General features: G+C 65.7%; 24 protein-coding genes. 17 read left to right on the forward strand and 7 right to left on the reverse strand.

All coding sequences use genetic code 11. The features are described from left to right. Nucleotides 1-44: 44 nt before the first annotated feature. Nucleotides 45-908, forward strand: coding sequence for a TIGR03620 family F420-dependent LLM class oxidoreductase (locus GVL61_RS03595; RefSeq protein WP_159977065.1), 864 nt, complete (start codon nt 45-47; stop codon nt 906-908). A gap of 205 nt (nt 909-1,113) precedes the next feature. On the opposite strand, the gene GVL61_RS03600 is transcribed toward GVL61_RS03595, so the two are convergent. The 7 genes from GVL61_RS03600 to GVL61_RS03630 form a co-directional block, all read right to left on the reverse strand. Further along, nucleotides 1,114-1,317 carry a hypothetical protein gene (locus tag GVL61_RS03600; RefSeq protein WP_159977067.1) on the reverse strand — a complete coding sequence of 68 codons (204 nt, stop codon included), beginning with the start codon at nt 1,315-1,317 and terminating at the stop codon, nt 1,114-1,116. Between the two features lie 112 nt (nt 1,318-1,429). Further along, a complete protein-coding gene (locus tag GVL61_RS03605) occupies nt 1,430-1,882 on the reverse strand; it encodes a DUF1810 domain-containing protein (RefSeq protein ID WP_159977323.1) in 453 nt (150 codons plus the stop codon). A 27-nt stretch (nt 1,883-1,909) separates the two neighbouring features. Then, nucleotides 1,910-2,125: a hypothetical protein gene (locus tag GVL61_RS03610; protein ID WP_159977069.1), complete on the reverse strand. Its 216-nt coding sequence runs from the start codon at nt 2,123-2,125 to the stop codon at nt 1,910-1,912. Nucleotides 2,126-2,291: 166 nt separating this feature from the next. Then, a complete protein-coding gene (dapD, locus tag GVL61_RS03615; protein WP_159977071.1) occupies nt 2,292-3,128 on the reverse strand; it encodes a 2,3,4,5-tetrahydropyridine-2,6-dicarboxylate N-succinyltransferase in 837 nt (278 codons plus the stop codon). A gap of 115 nt (nt 3,129-3,243) precedes the next feature. Beyond that, entirely contained in the window at nt 3,244-3,909 is a 666-nt protein-coding gene (gene gmk / locus GVL61_RS03620) for a guanylate kinase (RefSeq protein WP_159977073.1), read from the reverse strand. 87 nt (nt 3,910-3,996) lie between these two features. Next, a complete protein-coding gene (locus GVL61_RS03625) occupies nt 3,997-4,431 on the reverse strand; it encodes a hypothetical protein (protein WP_159977075.1) in 435 nt (144 codons plus the stop codon). Nucleotides 4,432-4,462: 31 nt separating this feature from the next. After that, nucleotides 4,463-4,969: an SspB family protein gene (locus GVL61_RS03630; protein ID WP_159977077.1), complete on the reverse strand. Its 507-nt coding sequence runs from the start codon at nt 4,967-4,969 to the stop codon at nt 4,463-4,465. Nucleotides 4,970-5,131: 162 nt separating this feature from the next. Here GVL61_RS03630 and hisB point away from each other — a divergent pair, with 162 nt between their 5' ends. From hisB to GVL61_RS03710, 16 genes are all read left to right on the forward strand, one after another. Next, entirely contained in the window at nt 5,132-5,734 is a 603-nt protein-coding gene (hisB, locus tag GVL61_RS03635; protein ID WP_159977079.1) for an imidazoleglycerol-phosphate dehydratase HisB, read from the forward strand. Further along, nucleotides 5,734-6,027, forward strand: coding sequence for a YciI family protein (locus tag GVL61_RS03640; protein ID WP_159977081.1), 294 nt, complete (start codon nt 5,734-5,736; stop codon nt 6,025-6,027). The genes hisB and GVL61_RS03640 overlap by 1 nt, the downstream gene beginning before the upstream one ends. Continuing rightward, complete coding sequence (hisH, locus tag GVL61_RS03645; RefSeq protein ID WP_159977083.1) at nt 6,024-6,647, forward strand: imidazole glycerol phosphate synthase subunit HisH; 624 nt, start codon at nt 6,024-6,026, stop codon at nt 6,645-6,647. The genes GVL61_RS03640 and hisH overlap by 4 nt, the downstream gene beginning before the upstream one ends. Before the next feature lie 46 nt (nt 6,648-6,693). After that, nucleotides 6,694-7,425 (forward strand): 1-(5-phosphoribosyl)-5-[(5-phosphoribosylamino)methylideneamino]imidazole-4-carboxamide isomerase, encoded by a 732-nt coding sequence (gene hisA, locus GVL61_RS03650; protein WP_159977085.1) that lies wholly within the window; start codon nt 6,694-6,696, stop codon nt 7,423-7,425. Next, on the forward strand, nt 7,422-7,667 hold the full coding sequence (locus GVL61_RS03655) for a hypothetical protein (RefSeq protein ID WP_159977087.1): 246 nt from the start codon (nt 7,422-7,424) through the stop codon (nt 7,665-7,667). Before hisA ends, GVL61_RS03655 begins: the two co-directional genes overlap by 4 nt. A 4-nt stretch (nt 7,668-7,671) precedes the next feature. Next, entirely contained in the window at nt 7,672-8,433 is a 762-nt protein-coding gene (gene hisF, locus GVL61_RS03660) for an imidazole glycerol phosphate synthase subunit HisF (RefSeq protein ID WP_159977089.1), read from the forward strand. 131 nt (nt 8,434-8,564) lie between these two features. Then, the gene (locus GVL61_RS03665) at nt 8,565-8,750 is read left to right on the forward strand and encodes a PEP-CTERM sorting domain-containing protein (RefSeq protein ID WP_159977091.1); all 186 of its coding nucleotides are present in this window, start codon (nt 8,565-8,567) and stop codon (nt 8,748-8,750) included. A gap of 60 nt (nt 8,751-8,810) precedes the next feature. Beyond that, complete coding sequence (locus GVL61_RS03670) at nt 8,811-9,137, forward strand: phosphoribosyl-ATP diphosphatase (RefSeq protein WP_159977093.1); 327 nt, start codon at nt 8,811-8,813, stop codon at nt 9,135-9,137. A 40-nt stretch (nt 9,138-9,177) separates the two neighbouring features. Further along, nucleotides 9,178-9,555 carry a histidine triad nucleotide-binding protein gene (locus GVL61_RS03675; RefSeq protein ID WP_159977095.1) on the forward strand — a complete coding sequence of 126 codons (378 nt, stop codon included), beginning with the start codon at nt 9,178-9,180 and terminating at the stop codon, nt 9,553-9,555. Nucleotides 9,556-9,706: 151 nt separating this feature from the next. Continuing rightward, complete coding sequence (locus GVL61_RS03680; protein WP_159977096.1) at nt 9,707-10,288, forward strand: YbgC/FadM family acyl-CoA thioesterase; 582 nt, start codon at nt 9,707-9,709, stop codon at nt 10,286-10,288. Then, complete coding sequence (tolQ, locus tag GVL61_RS03685; protein WP_159977098.1) at nt 10,285-10,992, forward strand: protein TolQ; 708 nt, start codon at nt 10,285-10,287, stop codon at nt 10,990-10,992. The genes GVL61_RS03680 and tolQ overlap by 4 nt, the downstream gene beginning before the upstream one ends. Beyond that, nucleotides 10,992-11,438 (forward strand): biopolymer transporter ExbD, encoded by a 447-nt coding sequence (locus tag GVL61_RS03690; protein WP_159977100.1) that lies wholly within the window; start codon nt 10,992-10,994, stop codon nt 11,436-11,438. Before tolQ ends, GVL61_RS03690 begins: the two co-directional genes overlap by 1 nt. Nucleotides 11,439-11,462: 24 nt before the next feature. Further along, a complete protein-coding gene (locus tag GVL61_RS03695; protein WP_159977102.1) occupies nt 11,463-12,488 on the forward strand; it encodes a hypothetical protein in 1,026 nt (341 codons plus the stop codon). Then, the gene (gene tolB, locus GVL61_RS03700) at nt 12,485-13,870 is read left to right on the forward strand and encodes a Tol-Pal system beta propeller repeat protein TolB (RefSeq protein ID WP_159977104.1); all 1,386 of its coding nucleotides are present in this window, start codon (nt 12,485-12,487) and stop codon (nt 13,868-13,870) included. Before GVL61_RS03695 ends, tolB begins: the two co-directional genes overlap by 4 nt. 139 nt (nt 13,871-14,009) lie before the next feature. Next, the gene (pal, locus tag GVL61_RS03705) at nt 14,010-14,546 is read left to right on the forward strand and encodes a peptidoglycan-associated lipoprotein Pal (RefSeq protein WP_304621348.1); all 537 of its coding nucleotides are present in this window, start codon (nt 14,010-14,012) and stop codon (nt 14,544-14,546) included. A 150-nt stretch (nt 14,547-14,696) separates the two neighbouring features. Then, nucleotides 14,697-15,230: a J domain-containing protein gene (locus GVL61_RS03710; protein WP_043971782.1), complete on the forward strand. Its 534-nt coding sequence runs from the start codon at nt 14,697-14,699 to the stop codon at nt 15,228-15,230. Nucleotides 15,231-15,244: the final 14 nt, after the last annotated feature.

Raw genomic sequence — 15,244 nt, forward strand, 5'->3', positions numbered from 1 at the left:
CGATCCCACCATCGTCTGCGAAAGAACAAGGATGAGGAAAAGCCATGACCGTACCCAAGATCGGCAAAGTGGGCCTATGGTCGCTGGAGATGCGCTTTGGGGACAAGGCGCTGTCGAACGCGGCGGCTGAGGAACTCGAAGCGCTGGGCTACGGTGCGGTGTGGGTGCCCGGCGGCATCGACGACGGCGCACCGGCGGAGGTGGAGCGGCTGCTGGCGGTGACGTCTCGCATGACGATCGCGACGGGCATCCTCAACATCTGGAAGCATGAGCCGGCGCAGCTGGCCGCGTGGTTCGGTGGCCTGCCCGATGCCGCGAAGGCGCGCACGCTGCTGGGGCTGGGCATCAGCCACGGGCCCCTCATCGGCGAGAAGTGGGGCAAGCCGCTCGAAGTGACTTCGGCTTTCCTCGACGGCCTGTTCGCGGCCGGGATGCCGAGGGATAATCTGTGCCTTGCCGCGCTGGGGCCGAAGATGGTCGCGCTCTCTGGAGAGCGGACGGCGGGCGCGCATCCCTATCTCGTCACGCCGGAGCATACTGCGCAGGCCCGCGCGATCCTGGGCGCGGGGCCGCTGCTGGCGCCGGAGCAGGGCGTGATCCTGGAGTCGGACCCGGCCAAGGCGCGCGAACTGGCCCTGGGTGCATTGGAACACTACGCCCGCCTGCCCAATTATCGGAACAACTGGCTGCGGCTGGGTTTCAGCGAGGTCGAGATCGATTCTCTCGACGAACGGCTGCTCGACGCGCTTTTCGCGATCGGGAATGTCGAGAAAGTAGCCCACCGCGTGCAGGCGCATCTCGACGCGGGTGCGGACCATGTCTGCCTGCAAGTGATCGCCGGACGGCAGGGCGGGTCGTTCGACACACTGCTGCCGCACTGGCGCGACCTTGCCCAGGCTCTGCTGTAAGCGCGGTACGTGAGGGTCTCGATTTTTCGGGCGCGTTAAGGAATTCGTAAGAGGTTACAGTTAGTTCTGTGGGTACAGGAGATGGCGACTTTGTCGTCAGATTTGACGGGAGCCGCCCGCAACCGGATCGAGGTCTTACGACCTAACCCGGTAAAGCAGGCGGTTCCTGTCAATTTCACTGTTCAGCCCAAACCATCTGTAGACGTTAGCCACTGAGGGCATGTTCCTCTGCGGTTACGGCTTGGCCTCTTTCCGGGCTGTCGTACCATGCGCGCGAAATCCAGATCGCGGACATGGCCAGAATGGCAAGGATAAGGCTGGCGATCAGCACATAACGGACGATGTTGGGCGTGCTTCCCCCGCGTGCCTCGTCGTCATCGAGGTGAACCTCGTCTCCGACACGTTGCATTACGGCTCTCCCATCGGGCCGATGGCGGTCTTGGTGGCCGCACTTAATTCGGACCGTGCTGCTTAACGCGGAACGGTGCGCAAAAGTTCCCGGGTTGCGGGCAGGGAAGTTGTCAGGCGGCGGGCCGGGCAGGCAGGCGCTTGAGCATGTCGATCGTGCGTTCATCGCGCCGGCCGTCGCAGAAGGCATCAAGGGCATGGCCGAAGCGGCCGGCCTCGCTGCTGAGCGCCGGCGTGGCGAGTTCGAACAGCGTCATCGAACTGCAGAATTTCACGGCGTCCACTGGGCCCAGGATGGCGACAGCGCTGCGGCGCCCGGCCCAGCTGAGCATAAGCTCCGTCACTTTCGCAAGCCGCGATCCCAGAACCGGATGAGCAAGATAGCGCCGCGCCTCGCCAAGATCTTCCACACCGTAACGCCGGGCCATTGCGCTGGCGCCGAGACCGGCGATCTGGGGGAAGACGAACCACATCCAGTGACTGCGCTTCTCACCGTCAACGAGTTCGGCGCAGACCTGCGCGAACACGTCGCGCTGAGCAGCGATGAAGCGGTCGAGATCCATCAGGGAGATCCCTGTTCGCTCAGGTACTGGTTACGGCATCTTGCCGCCATCTTCTGCAACTGCCTTGGCGGTGTCGGCAGTGCCGCCGGTTTCGGGGGTGGAGAGGGAGCCGGTCAGCCAGATCACCGAAAGCGCGATGATCGCAAGGGCAAGGCTGATCATCAGTACGTAGCGGACAACGCCCGGCGTCTCGGCGCTACGGGCGTCTTCCTCGTCGATATGGACTTCCTGCGTGCGGGTTTCCATGGCCTGTCTCCGATTGTGGAGGGCCTGCGGCGGCCCCTTTGTACAGAACAACAGGCCGGGGCGGGCAGCGTTCCGCCACCCGCCCCGTATAAGTATGCGTTGGTCGCGCACCGGGCATCTTCCAAGTCGATCGCCTGGAAGCGACGACTTGGAAGATGCGGCGGAATTAGTCGCGCAGCAGTTCGTTGATGCCGGTCTTCGAGCGGGTCTGCGCGTCGACGGTCTTCACGATCACGGCGCAGTAGAGCGACGGGCCGGGGGTGCCGTCGGGCAGCGGCTTGCCGGGCATCGCGCCGGGGACGACCACCGAGAACGGCGGCACGCGGCCGATGTGGACTTCGCCGGTGGCGCGGTCGACGATCTTGGTCGAGGCGCCGATGAACACGCCCATCGACAGCACTGCACCTTCACCCACGATCACGCCTTCGGCCACTTCCGAACGCGCGCCGATGAAGCAGTTGTCCTCGATCACGACCGGGCCGGCCTGCAGCGGCTCAAGCACGCCGCCGATGCCGGCGCCGCCCGAGATGTGAACGTTCTTGCCGATCTGCGCGCAGGAGCCGACGGTGGCCCAGGTGTCGATCATCGTGCCTTCGCCGATGTGTGCGCCCAGGTTCACGAAGCTGGGCATCAGCACCACGCCCTTGGCGATGTAGGCGCTGCGGCGCACCACGGCACCGGGCACGACGCGCACGCCGGCGGCCTTGAAGCGGGCTTCGTCCCAGCCGGCGAACTTGAGCGGCACCTTGTCGTAGGCGGGCGCACCGGCGGCGCCGTAATCCACCACGGCGTTGTCGGACAGGCGGAAGCTGAGGAGCACGGCCTTCTTGAGCCACTGGTTGACCTTCCAGCCGCCCTGGCCGTCCGGCTCGGCAACGCGCGCCGCGCCCGAATCGAGCAGCTCCAGTGCCTCTTCGACGATCTTGCGCACATCGTCGCTGGCGGGGGTGACGGTGTCGCGCGCGTCAAACGCGGCTTCGATCTTGGCGGCGAGGTCGGACATGAGAAGGTCTCCGAAAAGGGGCAAGTTTGCTTGGGGTGGCGCCTATCGCGCAAAGATGCGCAGGACAAGGCCGTGAAAAAGGGGGCGGCCTGCCTACAGGCGCCCGTACTCCAACTCAGTCGCCGGGCTGCATCAGTTCGCGCACGAAGCCGATCAGGCCGGTCTGGCGAGCGCGGCGCAGGCGTTCGGCGGCGAGGATCTTCTTCACCTGCTCGAAGCAGCTGCCGATGTCATCATTGACCACCACGTAGTCGTAGCCGTCCCAGTGGCTGATTTCGGAGCGCGCGCGCTCCATCCGGCCATGGATGACTTCGGCGCTGTCGGTGCCGCGCCCGGTCAGGCGGCGGCGCAGTTCCTCGATGCTGGGGGGCAGCAGGAACACACGGACCACGTCGCGCTCCAGCTTCTGGTAGAGCTGCTGGGTGCCCTGCCAGTCGATGTCGAACAGATAGTCCTGCCCGTCCTTGAGGCCGGCCTTCACCTGCGCCTTGGGGGTGGCGTAGCTATGGCCGAACACGGTCGCCCATTCCAGGAAGTCGCCGTCTTCGGCCATGCGGTCGAACTGTTCGCGGGTGACGAAGTGGTAGTCCTTGCCGTCGACCTCGCCGGGGCGCGGCGGGCGGGTGGTGCAGGACACCGAGTTGCAGATGTGCGGATCGTGTTCGAGCAACATGCGCGAGATCGTCGTCTTGCCCGCGCCCGATGGCGAGGACATGATGAACATCAGGCCGCGCCGTGACAGCGTGCCGGTGGAAGCCGGGGAGGGATCGGTCTGGACCATGGTCCCCGATGGCGGGGGAAAGCGCGCAAATCAAGGTGGCTTGCGGCCGGTTCGGGGAAAATTCCGGCTGTAGCGGATGCGGTCCGCCTAGTCCTCGGCGCCGTCCTGCGCCATTTCGCGGAGGTCGGCGGCGCCTTCCCAGCGGGCCTGCCGGGCACGGCTGCGGTCATAGAGCGTCTTGGCGACCAGCGCTCCGCCCACCACGATCGCGCCGGGGATCGAGCTTAGCGCGACGCGGGCAAGGGCGCCGTGCAGCAGGGTTTCGCCCACCGTCCGTCCTCTGAGGATCGACTTGGCCTTGCGCGAGGAATAGCTGCCGCCCAGCACGCCCCGCTCCATCGCGCGGCGAGCCAGCGTGGTGCCGGTGCGCAGAACGATGTCGGCGATTACCAGGTTCGTGGCGGGGTTGGGGCTGGGCCCATGCAGTTCGCCGCCGTTGTCGGCCAGCTTGCGGAGGCTTGCGGGCCGGTTGGCCACCGCCTTGGCGGCTTTCTGTGCCTGCTCTTTGAGTTTGGTAGCCATCGCCCTGGTAATCCTCGGGCGGAAAGCCCGCCTACTTCTTTTTGCCGAAATCGACCGAGACGACGTTGGAGCCGTCTTCGCTGGGAATAATGCGCGAAGCGACGTCGCGTTCCGATTCGTCGTTGCCGGCGGTGGCGGACATGTCATCGTCCTGCTCGTCGTCGTCCATCGCCTGGAACTGAAGGCCGAAATCTACAGCCGGATCGACGAAGGCGGTGATCGCGGAGAACGGAATGTCCAGCTTCGCAGGCATCTGGTTGAAGCTGAGGCTGACCGTGAAACCCCGGTCGGAAACGCCCAAGTCCCAGAACTTGTTCTGCATTACGATCGTCATCTCGTCCGGGAAGCGGGCCCGCAGGTCCGCCGGAATGCTCACACCCGGAGCCCCGGTCTTGAAGGTAATGTAGAAGTGATGGCTGCCCGGAAGGACGCCGCCGGCGGCCTCTACCTGGCCCAGCACACGTCCAACGACGGCGCGAAGGGCCTCCTGCACGATTTCATCGTAAGGGATCATGCTGTCTGGCGGGGTATCGTTCATCGCGCCACTACCTGCGCATCGTTCATCGGGTGGTCAACCCGTTACGTACGCGAAATTACGCCTCCCCGATCGTTTATCCAAGGAAAAACCATCGAGGGGGCAGGTCCGGGCGCGATGGATGACCGGATTGATTCTGGCACGTACGGGTATATAGGCGCAGCCATGCGCACAGCCTCGATCACCCGCAAAACGCACGAAACCGACATCTTCGTCGAAGTGAACCTCGACGGAACCGGCGCCTATCAGGTCTCGACCGGGATCGGTTTTCTCGACCACATGATCGAGCAGTTCAGCCGCCATTCGCTGATCGACATCACCTGCCGCATTAAGGGCGACCTCCACGTCGACCAGCACCACACGACCGAGGACAGCGCCATCGCCATCGGCCAGGCAATCACCCAGGCAATGGGCGACAAGGCCGGCATCGGCCGATACGGCGACGTTCACTCGCCCATGGATGAGGCGCTGGCGCGTGTGTCGCTCGACATTTCGGGCCGCCCCTATCTGGTGTGGAAGGCCGGCTTCACGCAGGACAAGCTGGGCGAGTTCGACACCGAAATGGTCGAGCACTGGTTCCACTCGATCGCGCAGGCAGTGGGCATCACCCTGCATATCGAGCTGCTTTACGGCACCAACAACCACCATATCTGCGAAGGCATCTTCAAGGGTTTCGCGCGCGCCATGCGTGCCGCGGTGGAACTCGATCCGCGCAAGGGCGGGGCGATCCCCTCGACCAAGGGCATTCTGGGACAGGCGACACTCTGATGGCCAGCTTCATTATCTCGCTCACCTACACCGCCTCGATCGACAAGGTGGACGCGCTGCTTGACGACCATGTCGCCTGGCTCAGGGCGAACCACGCAGCGGGGCATCTGCTCGGCTGGGGCCGCAAGGTCCCGCGTGACGGCGGCATTCTGCTGGCGAAGGGCGAGAGCCGCGATGCGGTCGCCGCACTAGCCGCGCAGGACCCGTTCGTCGTGGGCGGCGTCGCCGAGATCGACGTGATCGAATGGGCGCATGGCTTCCTCGACGACAGCATCGCAGGCCTGGCTGGATGACGCTGGCGCTGATCGACTACGGCGCGGGCAACCTCCACTCGGTCGCCAATGCGCTGCGGGCGGCGGGCGCCGAAGACGTGGCAATCACCGCCGATCCATCCGTGGTGCGCGCGGCGGACCGTATCGTCCTGCCGGGCGTGGGCTCGTTCAAGGCCTGCGCGGCGGGCCTCTGGGGCATCTCCGGCATGGTCGAGGCGATGACCGAGCGGGTGCAGGTGGGCGGTGCGCCGTTCCTGGGCATTTGCGTCGGCATGCAGCTTCTCGCCACGCGGGGGCTTGAACACGGCGTTACCGAGGGCCTCGGCTGGATCGACGGGCAGGTCCAGAAGATCGAGCGCACCGATCCCCGGATCAAGATCCCGCACATGGGCTGGAACGACGTGGGGCTGGGCCGCCACGATCCGGCCAGCGGCCTGATCGAGCCGGGCGAAGCCTACTTCCTGCACTCCTACCACTTCGCGCCGGAGGACGGTTCGAACGTGGCGGCGATGACAGACCATGGCGGCGGCCTTGTTGCCGCAGTGGCCAAGGACAACGTCGTAGGCGTGCAGTTCCACCCGGAAAAGAGCCAGGGCTACGGCCTCTCGCTGCTCGCGCGGTTCCTGGAGTGGAAGCCGTGAAGTCCGCTGCCCAGGGCCGCCCTCGGAACCTCAGGAACTTGCCACTATGATCGTATTTCCCGCCATCGACCTCAAGCAGGGTCAGGTCGTGCGTCTGGCCGAAGGTGATATGGCCCGTGCCACCGTCTATGGTGACGATCCGGCAGCCCAGGCGATGCTTTTTGCCGAAGCCGGTTCGCAGTTCCTCCACGTTGTCGATCTAGACGGCTCGTTCGCGGGCCGGGCGGAGAACCGCGAGGCGGTCGAGGCAATTATCGAGGCGTTCCCGGGTCACGTCCAGCTGGGGGGCGGCATCCGCACCGCCGAGGCGGTCGCGGGCTGGTTCGACCTTGGCGTCAGCCGCGTGGTCATGGGCACCGCCGCGCTGAAGGACCCGCAGTTCGTCAAGGACATGGCGAAGGAATTCCCGGGCGGTATCGTCGTCGCCGTGGACGCGCGTGACGGCATGGTCGCGACTGAGGGCTGGGCCGAAGTGTCCGACGTTTCGATCGTCGACATGGCCCGCCGTTTCGAGGATGCCGGCGTCGCCAGCCTGCTGTTCACCGACATCGGCCGCGACGGCCTGCTCAAGGGTGTGAACATCGATGCCACCGTCGATCTTGCCCGTCGTACCGACCTGCCGGTGATCGCCAGCGGCGGTGTGAAGGGCCTCGACGATATCCGCCTGCTTGCGCTTCATGCCAAGGACGGCATCGAGGGCGTCATCACCGGCCGCGCGCTGTACGATGGGCGCCTCGACCTTGCCGCCGCGATCCAGATGGCCGAGCGCGAGGGGTGAACGACAACCGCCTGATCGCCGTACTGGCGCTGGTGATCTTCGTGCCGGGCGTCATCTGGGCATGGCGCGACTACCGCGAGGGCAGGGCGCGCCTGATGCTGTTCAGCCGCCGCCGTTCCACCGTGGAAACGCGCCGCGCCGACGATCCGCGCAAGTTCTGGACCTATACCGCCTTCAACGTCGCGATCTGCGCCGTAGTGGCGGTATTCGCGGTCCTGCTGTTCTTCAAGCCCGTGGAGTGACGCAATGACAGTTCGTATCCGTGTCATCCCCTGCCTCGACGTTCGCGATGGCCGCGTGGTCAAGGGCGTCAACTTCGTTGACCTCAAGGACGCCGGCGATCCGGTGGAACAGGCGCGCGCCTATGACGCTGCCGGAGCGGACGAACTGTGCTTCCTCGACATTTCGGCGAGCCATGAAGGACGCGGCACCCTGCTCGACGTGGTGCAGCGCACCGCCGAGGTCTGCTTCATGCCGCTGACCGTGGGCGGCGGTGTACGCACCGCCGAGGACGCGCGCGCCCTGCTGCTGGCGGGCGCGGACAAGGTGGCGGTGAATTCCGCCGCCGTATCTCGCCCCGAGGTGGTGGCTGATATCGCCGAGAAGTTCGGCTCGCAGTGCATCGTCGCCTCGGTGGACGCGCGCCGCGTGGCTCCGGGGCGCTGGGAGATATTCACCCACGGCGGCCGCAAGGCGACCGGGATCGACGCGCTGGAACATGCGGTGAAGCTGGCCGGATACGGCGCGGGCGAACTGCTGGTCACCTCGATGGACGGCGACGGCACCCAGAACGGCTACGACCTCGCACTGACGCGTGCCATTGCCGATGCAGTGTCGGTGCCGGTGATCGCTTCGGGCGGCGTGGGCAATCTCGACCACCTCGTCGCAGGTGTGACTGAGGGCCATGCAAGCGCGGTGCTGGCCGCCTCGATCTTCCATTTCGGCAAACATTCGATCGGCGAGGCCCATACGGCCCTGCGCGATGCAGGTCTTCCTGCGCGAGGATGACGATAGCCTTAACGGGCCAATTTACCATTGTTGACTGGTTCTAATCGGGACATTCGTTCAACGGCACTTGCTGCCATGCGGTAATGGGCCGATGGGGCGGGCGGTCAAGTTCGACACGCAGGAACCTATCGGTGACAATCTTCAGATACCTGCCAGCGCTCGTCCCGTTTTTAGCGGTGTCGAGTCCTGCCTATGCGGCGGGCGGGATTCCCTTGCCCGAGCCAAGCAGCATGTTCCTGCTGGCGATGGGCGTCGCGGGTGTCGCCATCGGCCGCAAACTGTCGTCCAAGCGCGGCGACGGTGAGGGCGAAGACTGATCCTTCCGCTACGCTGACGGCTTGACCGCGCCCGCGCCGGGCCGCATTGGCAGGCGCATCATGAGCAGTTCCGACACCCTCGCGCGCCTCGAAGCCACGATCGCCCAGCGCCTGAACGCCGATCCTGATTCGAGCTACGTAGCCCGCCTCAACGCCAAAGGCGTGGGCAAGATAGCCCAGAAGCTGGGCGAGGAAGCCACCGAAACGGTGATCGCCGCGCTGACGGAAAGCCGTCAGGCGCTGGTGGGCGAGGCGGCAGACCTGATCTTTCACCTCATGGTCCTGCTGGCCGCAAAAGACGTGCCGCTGGCTGAGGTCATGGCCGAGCTGGACCGGCGCGAAGGTACGTCCGGCATCGCCGAGAAAGCCGCGCGGCCCAAGGACTGAAAGCTGCATCCACCCGGCCCTTAATCCACCGGAGAGACATATGCCCATCGACCCCCGCCTGCCCTACGATGCCAACAACATCTTCGCGAAGATCCTGCGCGACGAACTGCCGTGCTCGAAGGTCTACGAGGATGAGCATGCGCTGGCTTTCAACGACATCCGCCCGCAGGCGCCGGTCCACGTGCTAGTGATTCCCAAAGGCCCTTACGTGTCGTGGGACGATTTCACCGCCAAGGCCGAAGATGCCGAGATCGCCGGGTTCATGCGCGCGGTGGGCAATGTCACGCGCCAGCTGGAACTCGACGGGCCGGGCTACCGCCTGATGGTCAACATGGGCCGCGCCGGGCATCAGGAAGTGCCGCACCTGCACGTCCACATCTTCGGCGGGCGCGACTTCTTCCAGATGATCGTGGACTGAGGGGGCGGCAGAACGGGCCGATGCCCATTCTCAAACGAACTCCCAGTACCGCCGTCCACGAAAAATTTACCTGTCGCTTCAGCCTGCGAGGCCATGTTCTCATGGCTTCGGGGTTGAAGTCGCCCCCGGCCCCGCTACACAACCCGCCGGCATGACGGACAATCCCCCTTCCAGCGGCACGACTTCGCGTGACCCATCCCCGCAGACAGGCGTGATCGACGGCGATATCCATCGCTACGCTCTTCGCGTGTTCTACGAGGACACGGATGCGGGCGGTGTCGTCTACCACGCCAATTACCTTGCCTGGTTCGAGCGCGCCCGTTCGGACCTGCTGGACATGCTCGGCGTCGACCAGAGCGGCGCGATCGAGGCGGGCCTGGGGCTCTACGCCGTGGCCGAGGCCAACCTGCGATACCTTGCCCCCGCGCGGCTGGGCGACGCGGTGGTGATCGATACCTGGGCGGAAAGCATAGGCCGCGTCTCAGCTACCTTGCGGCAGGTCGCAAGGCGCGGCGCCGTGCGGCTTTGCGAGGCCACGGTAAAGGTCGGGTTCATCAGTCTTGAAGGACGACCGCGCAGGCAACCCGAGGCATGGCAGCAAGCCTTCGCCTCGCTGGTTCCGATATCCGCAGACGATGCGCCTGACCTTGGCGCAGTCGTAACAAGTTTGAAATCCGGCATAGCCGGCACAGCATTACAATCCGGCATAGCCGGCCGGGAAGGACAAGAATGACGCTCGACCTGCTCGCCTCCACCATTTCTTTCGCTGGGGAATCCGGCGGACTTAATCCGGTGAAGCTGTTCCTCGATGCCGACATCGTCGTGCAGGCGATCATGGCCGGCCTGGTCCTGGCCAGCATCTGGGTGTGGGCGATCATCATCACCTTCACGCTGCGCATGGGCGCGGCCTCGCGCCGCTGCAACGAGTACGAGGAAGGTTTCTGGGAAGCCCAGAACTTCGAGACCTACCAGAAGGAACGCCGGCGCGGCGACGTGCCGATGGGCAAGGTTGCAGGCGCAGGCCTTGGCGAATGGCGGCGCAACGTAGGCGTCAAGGTCGACGCGGAAGGCGCGCGCCAGCGCATCGCCCTGATCATGAACGCGGCCGTGGGTGAGGAAGCGGACAAGCTGTCCGACCGCCTCAACTTCCTGGCGACTGTGGGTTCCGTGGCGCCGTTCGTGGGCCTTTTCGGCACCGTCTGGGGCATCATGAAGAGCTTCTTCGACATCGGTCAGCAGCAGAATTCCTCGCTCGCCGTCGTCGCACCGGGCATTTCGGAGGCGCTGTTCGCCACCGCCATCGGCCTGTTCGCGGCCATTCCGGCAGTTATCGCCTACAACCGTTTCTCGCACCGGGTTAACGGCTTCGAGAGCCGTCTCCAGCGCTTTGCCGATCATCTCCATGCCGCGCTGACCCGCCAGCTGGAGCAGCGCTGATGGGCATGGGTCTCGCAGGCGGAGGCCGGGGCCGCAGGCGTGGACGTGGTTCGCGCGGGCCCATGGCGGAAATCAACGTCACGCCGCTGGTCGACGTGATGCTGGTGCTGCTGATCATCTTCATGGTTACCGCGCCGCTGCTCAAGGCGGCGGTGCCTATCGAGCTGCCCGAAACCCGCGCCAAGGCGATGAGCGAGGAGCAGGGCCAGATCGAGATCACCCTGCGCCGTGACGGCGCGGTGTTCTACGAAGCCGACGAACTGGCGCCCGGCGAACTGCCCGACCGTCTCGCCGCGACGCCGAAGGATGCCGAGGGCAAGCCCCCGCTGGTCACGCTGCGCGCCGACAAGGCGCTCGATTATGGCCGGGTTATGGAAGTCATGGGCGAATTGAACCGCGCCGGCTTTACCTCGATCTCTCTGGTGACCGATGTCAGCGGCGGTTAAGGCGCGCGCGGTAGGGTCCACCTGATGGCATCGAAAGGACTGCGCAAGGATGAAGGCATTGGCCTGGGCGTCGCGATCGCCTTGCACCTGGCCGTGCTTGGGGCGATTCTGTTCAGCCCGCGCCACAACGACGTGGTCAAGCCGCCCCAGCGCATCGAAGTGACGATCAGCGACGAGATCGCCAAGACCTCGACTTCGCCCAATCCGAACGCACAGGCTGCACCGGACAAGAGCCCGGAACTGGGTGAACCGGCACCCGAAGCCGCGCCCGTGCCCGAGGCACAGCCTGCCCCTGCGCCCCCGCCCGAGCCCAGGCCTGCGCCCGAGCCTGCGCCGCGCGTGGTGGAAAAGCCGCAGCCGCCCAAGCCTGAGCCCAAGCCGAAGCCCGTGCCCAAGCCTGCGCCCAAGGCACCGCCAAAGCCGGTCCCCAAGCCGCAGCCCAAGCCTGAGCCGAAGCCGGCGCCTCCCAAAGCTGCGCCGAAACCCGCTCCCAAGCCGGCCGAGAAGGCTCCGCCCAGGCAGCCGGCTCCGCCGACGACCCGCAAGTCGAGCGCAATCGACAACATCGTCAAGTCGCCGGCCAAGCCTGCACCTCCGGGCCGCACGGCGGGTTCGAGCACGAGCGCGTCGCCGCCCAAGAAGGCCGGCAGCAGCGCGTTCGACGATGCGTTCAAGGCCGGTACGCCGGGCGCCAGCGCGCCCAAGCAGACTGGCGCTCCCGCAGCGCAGATCGGCGCGGCCGCTCGCTCTGCGCTTGGTGCGGCGATCAGCCGACAGCTCAAGCCGCACTGGCAGGCGCCGCAGGGTGCCGATGTCGAACTGCTGGTCACCAAGGTGCGTTTTCGACTGGCCCGCGATGGCAGCCTTTCCGGCGAGCCGGAGGTGATCAGCACCACCGGCCAGAACGCCACGAACCAGGCGCAGGTGACGCGCCACCAGGAACAGGCAATCCGCGCGGTCAAGCTTGCCGCGCCGTTCAATCTGCCCGATGACCTCTACGAGGGCTGGAAGGTCGTGACGACCAACTTTGACAGAAGGCTATCGCAATGAAGATAACCCACATCCTCGCTTTGGGGTTGATGCTTTCGAGTTCGCTGGCGGGCTCCGGCGCCGCTTTTGCCCAGGCAGCTGTGCCGGTTGCGGTGCCGCCGGCCGATGCCGAAGGCCTTGAAGTCACCGTGTCGGACGACAGCGAGTGGCAGGACCTCGGCATCGCCATCACCTCGTTCGCCACCGACGCCGACGTGCCGACGCGCACCAACGCCGGTTCGACCGCGGCGCTGGGCCGCGCGCTGTCGCAGGTGGTCGCCGCCGACCTCAAGAACAACGGGCTGTTCAAGCCCTCGGGCCCGGACGGCCTGCCGCAGCCCGCCTATGCCCAGATCCAGGCGCCCGACTACGGCACCTGGGCCTCGCGCAGTGCCGACATGCTGGTGCAGGGCTTCGTGCGCGCTGGCGGCGACGGTACGATCACCGTGGGCTGCTATCTCTACGACGTGCGCCTCAAGCAGCAGCTCGTGAAGGGCGGCTGGCAGGTCCCGCCGTCCGACTGGCGCCGCGCCGCGCACAAGTGCGCCGACATGGTCTATTCGCGCCTGTCCGGCGAAAGCCCGTTCTTCGATTCAAAGATCGCCTACATCGCCGAGACCGGACCCAAGGACCACCGCATGAAGCGGCTGGCGATCATGGATTCGGACGGCGCCAACCACCGCTACCTGACCAGCGGGCAGGCCATGGCGCTGACCCCGCGCTATTCGCCCGACTATTCGAAGATCCTCTACCTGTCCTATCTCAACGGCCAGCCGAGCATCTATTCCTATGATCTCGCGACAGATCGCCAGACTCTGGTCGCGCGCACCGGTAGTCCCACGCTTGCCCCGCGCTGGTCGCCGGACGGCAAGTGGGTGCTCTATTCGATGGCCAAGAGCGGTACGACGGACATCTACCGCATCTCCTCGGCGGGCGGCGGGACCCCGCAGCGGCTTACCAACGGGCCGGGCATCAACATCGGCGGCAGCTACTCGCCCGATGGCCGTCAGATCGTGTTCGAGAGCGACCGTTCGGGCAGCCAGCAGATCTATGTGATGGCAGCAGATGGCTCGGGTCAGAAGCGCATCAGCTTCTTTGGCGGGCGTGCGGCCACCCCGGAATGGAGCCCGCGCGGCGACCAGATCGCCTTCACGCACATCGCGGGCAACCTGCGTGTGGCGGTGATGAGCCCAAGCGGCGGCGGCATGCGCCATCTCACCGATTCGTGGCAGGACGAGGCGCCCACCTGGTCGCCGAACGGACGTATCGTGCAGTTCTTCCGCACGGCCCGAAGCACCGGCGTCGCCGGGATTTGGCAGGTAGACCTGACGGGCCGTAACGAGCGCAAGCTGCCCACCCCGGTCGGCGCTTCGGATCCGGCCTGGGGCCCCGTGCGTCCCTGATCGCGCAGGGTCCGAACGGGCACCGACGACTCTTTCGGGATTCGTTGGCGTCTGTTCAGGATAAATGTGTTAAATATTGAACGGAACTACAGACCGTGCCGGCCATTTTACGAGGCTGAGCAGCATAGGAGATCGCCTGATGCCTTCCATTCTTACGTTTGCCCGGATGAACCGCGCCGGAACCGTCGCTATCGTCGTCGCCGGGGCGCTGGCGCTTTCGGCCTGCGGCAAGAAAGCTCCCGCACAGCTCCCGCCCGAGCCGGGCCCGGCCACCACGACCTCGGGCCCGAGCCAGTCGATGGGCGCGATGGCAGGCAGCCAGGCCGATTTCGTCGCGAAGATGATGGGTTCGGACACGATCTACTTCTCGCTCGATAAGTCGGACGTCGATGCCGAAAGCCAGCAGGCACTGTCCAAGCAGGCGCAGTGGCTCATGCAGTACCCCGCCAAGCGCGCGACCATCGAAGGCCATGCCGACGAGCGTGGCACCCGTGAGTACAACCTTGCGCTGGGCGAACGCCGTGCCAACTCCGCCAAGAACTACCTCATCAGCCTGGGCGTCGATCCCTCGCGTCTCTCAACCGTCAGCTACGGCAAGGAGCGCCCGATCGCTCTGGGTTCGGATGAGCAGTCCTGGGCACAGAACCGCCGCGCTGTGACCGTCACGATTGACTGATCGGGCGCTACCCATACGATTGATGAATGTCGGGCTCGGAGGGCAGCTACTGCCTTCCGGGCCCGAAACATGTCTGCGCGGCGCTGATTTCGCGTCGAAATGGCGGGCGGGGGTTGCATCGCCGTCGAGTCGCGGCTTATCGCCCCTCGGATGAGCCGCGTACGTCGATCATCTGACTGGGGATTCCCTCGCTGGCGCGGCTATGGCAGCTCGCGCGATGCGGCGCAGGTTCGTCTGTGCGACCGCCACGGGTGCAACGATCCCGGCAACTGCCCCGCGCCCAAGAGCCCGAACAATCCCGACCGCTGGTATTTCTGCCAGAAGCACGCCGCCGAATACAATTCGGGCTGGGACTATTTCGCCGGCCTCGACGCCGAGGAAGCGGCGATGCGCGAGGCGCAGGAGCGTTCGGACTTTTCCGGTTTCAAGGAAACGGCCCACTACGGTTGGACCGGCTCGGGCGATGGCTCTCGCAGCGGCGATGAACTGCGCGCACTCGAAGCGCTGGGGCTGGACCCCGATGCGGATTTCGACGCGGTGAAGAAGGCCTGGCGCAGCCGCGCCAAGGAAGTCCACCCTGACGTGCGTCCTGGCGATGCGGAAGCCGCCAAGGCCTTCCAGATATATCAGGTTGCCTACGAAGTCCTGCGCGCGGCCGAAGACCGCCGTGAGTGGAAGGGCTAAGCGCGCTCCTGCCA

This window comes from Novosphingobium sp. 18050 (genome assembly GCF_902706195.1).
Taxonomy (GTDB): domain Bacteria; phylum Pseudomonadota; class Alphaproteobacteria; order Sphingomonadales; family Sphingomonadaceae; genus Novosphingobium.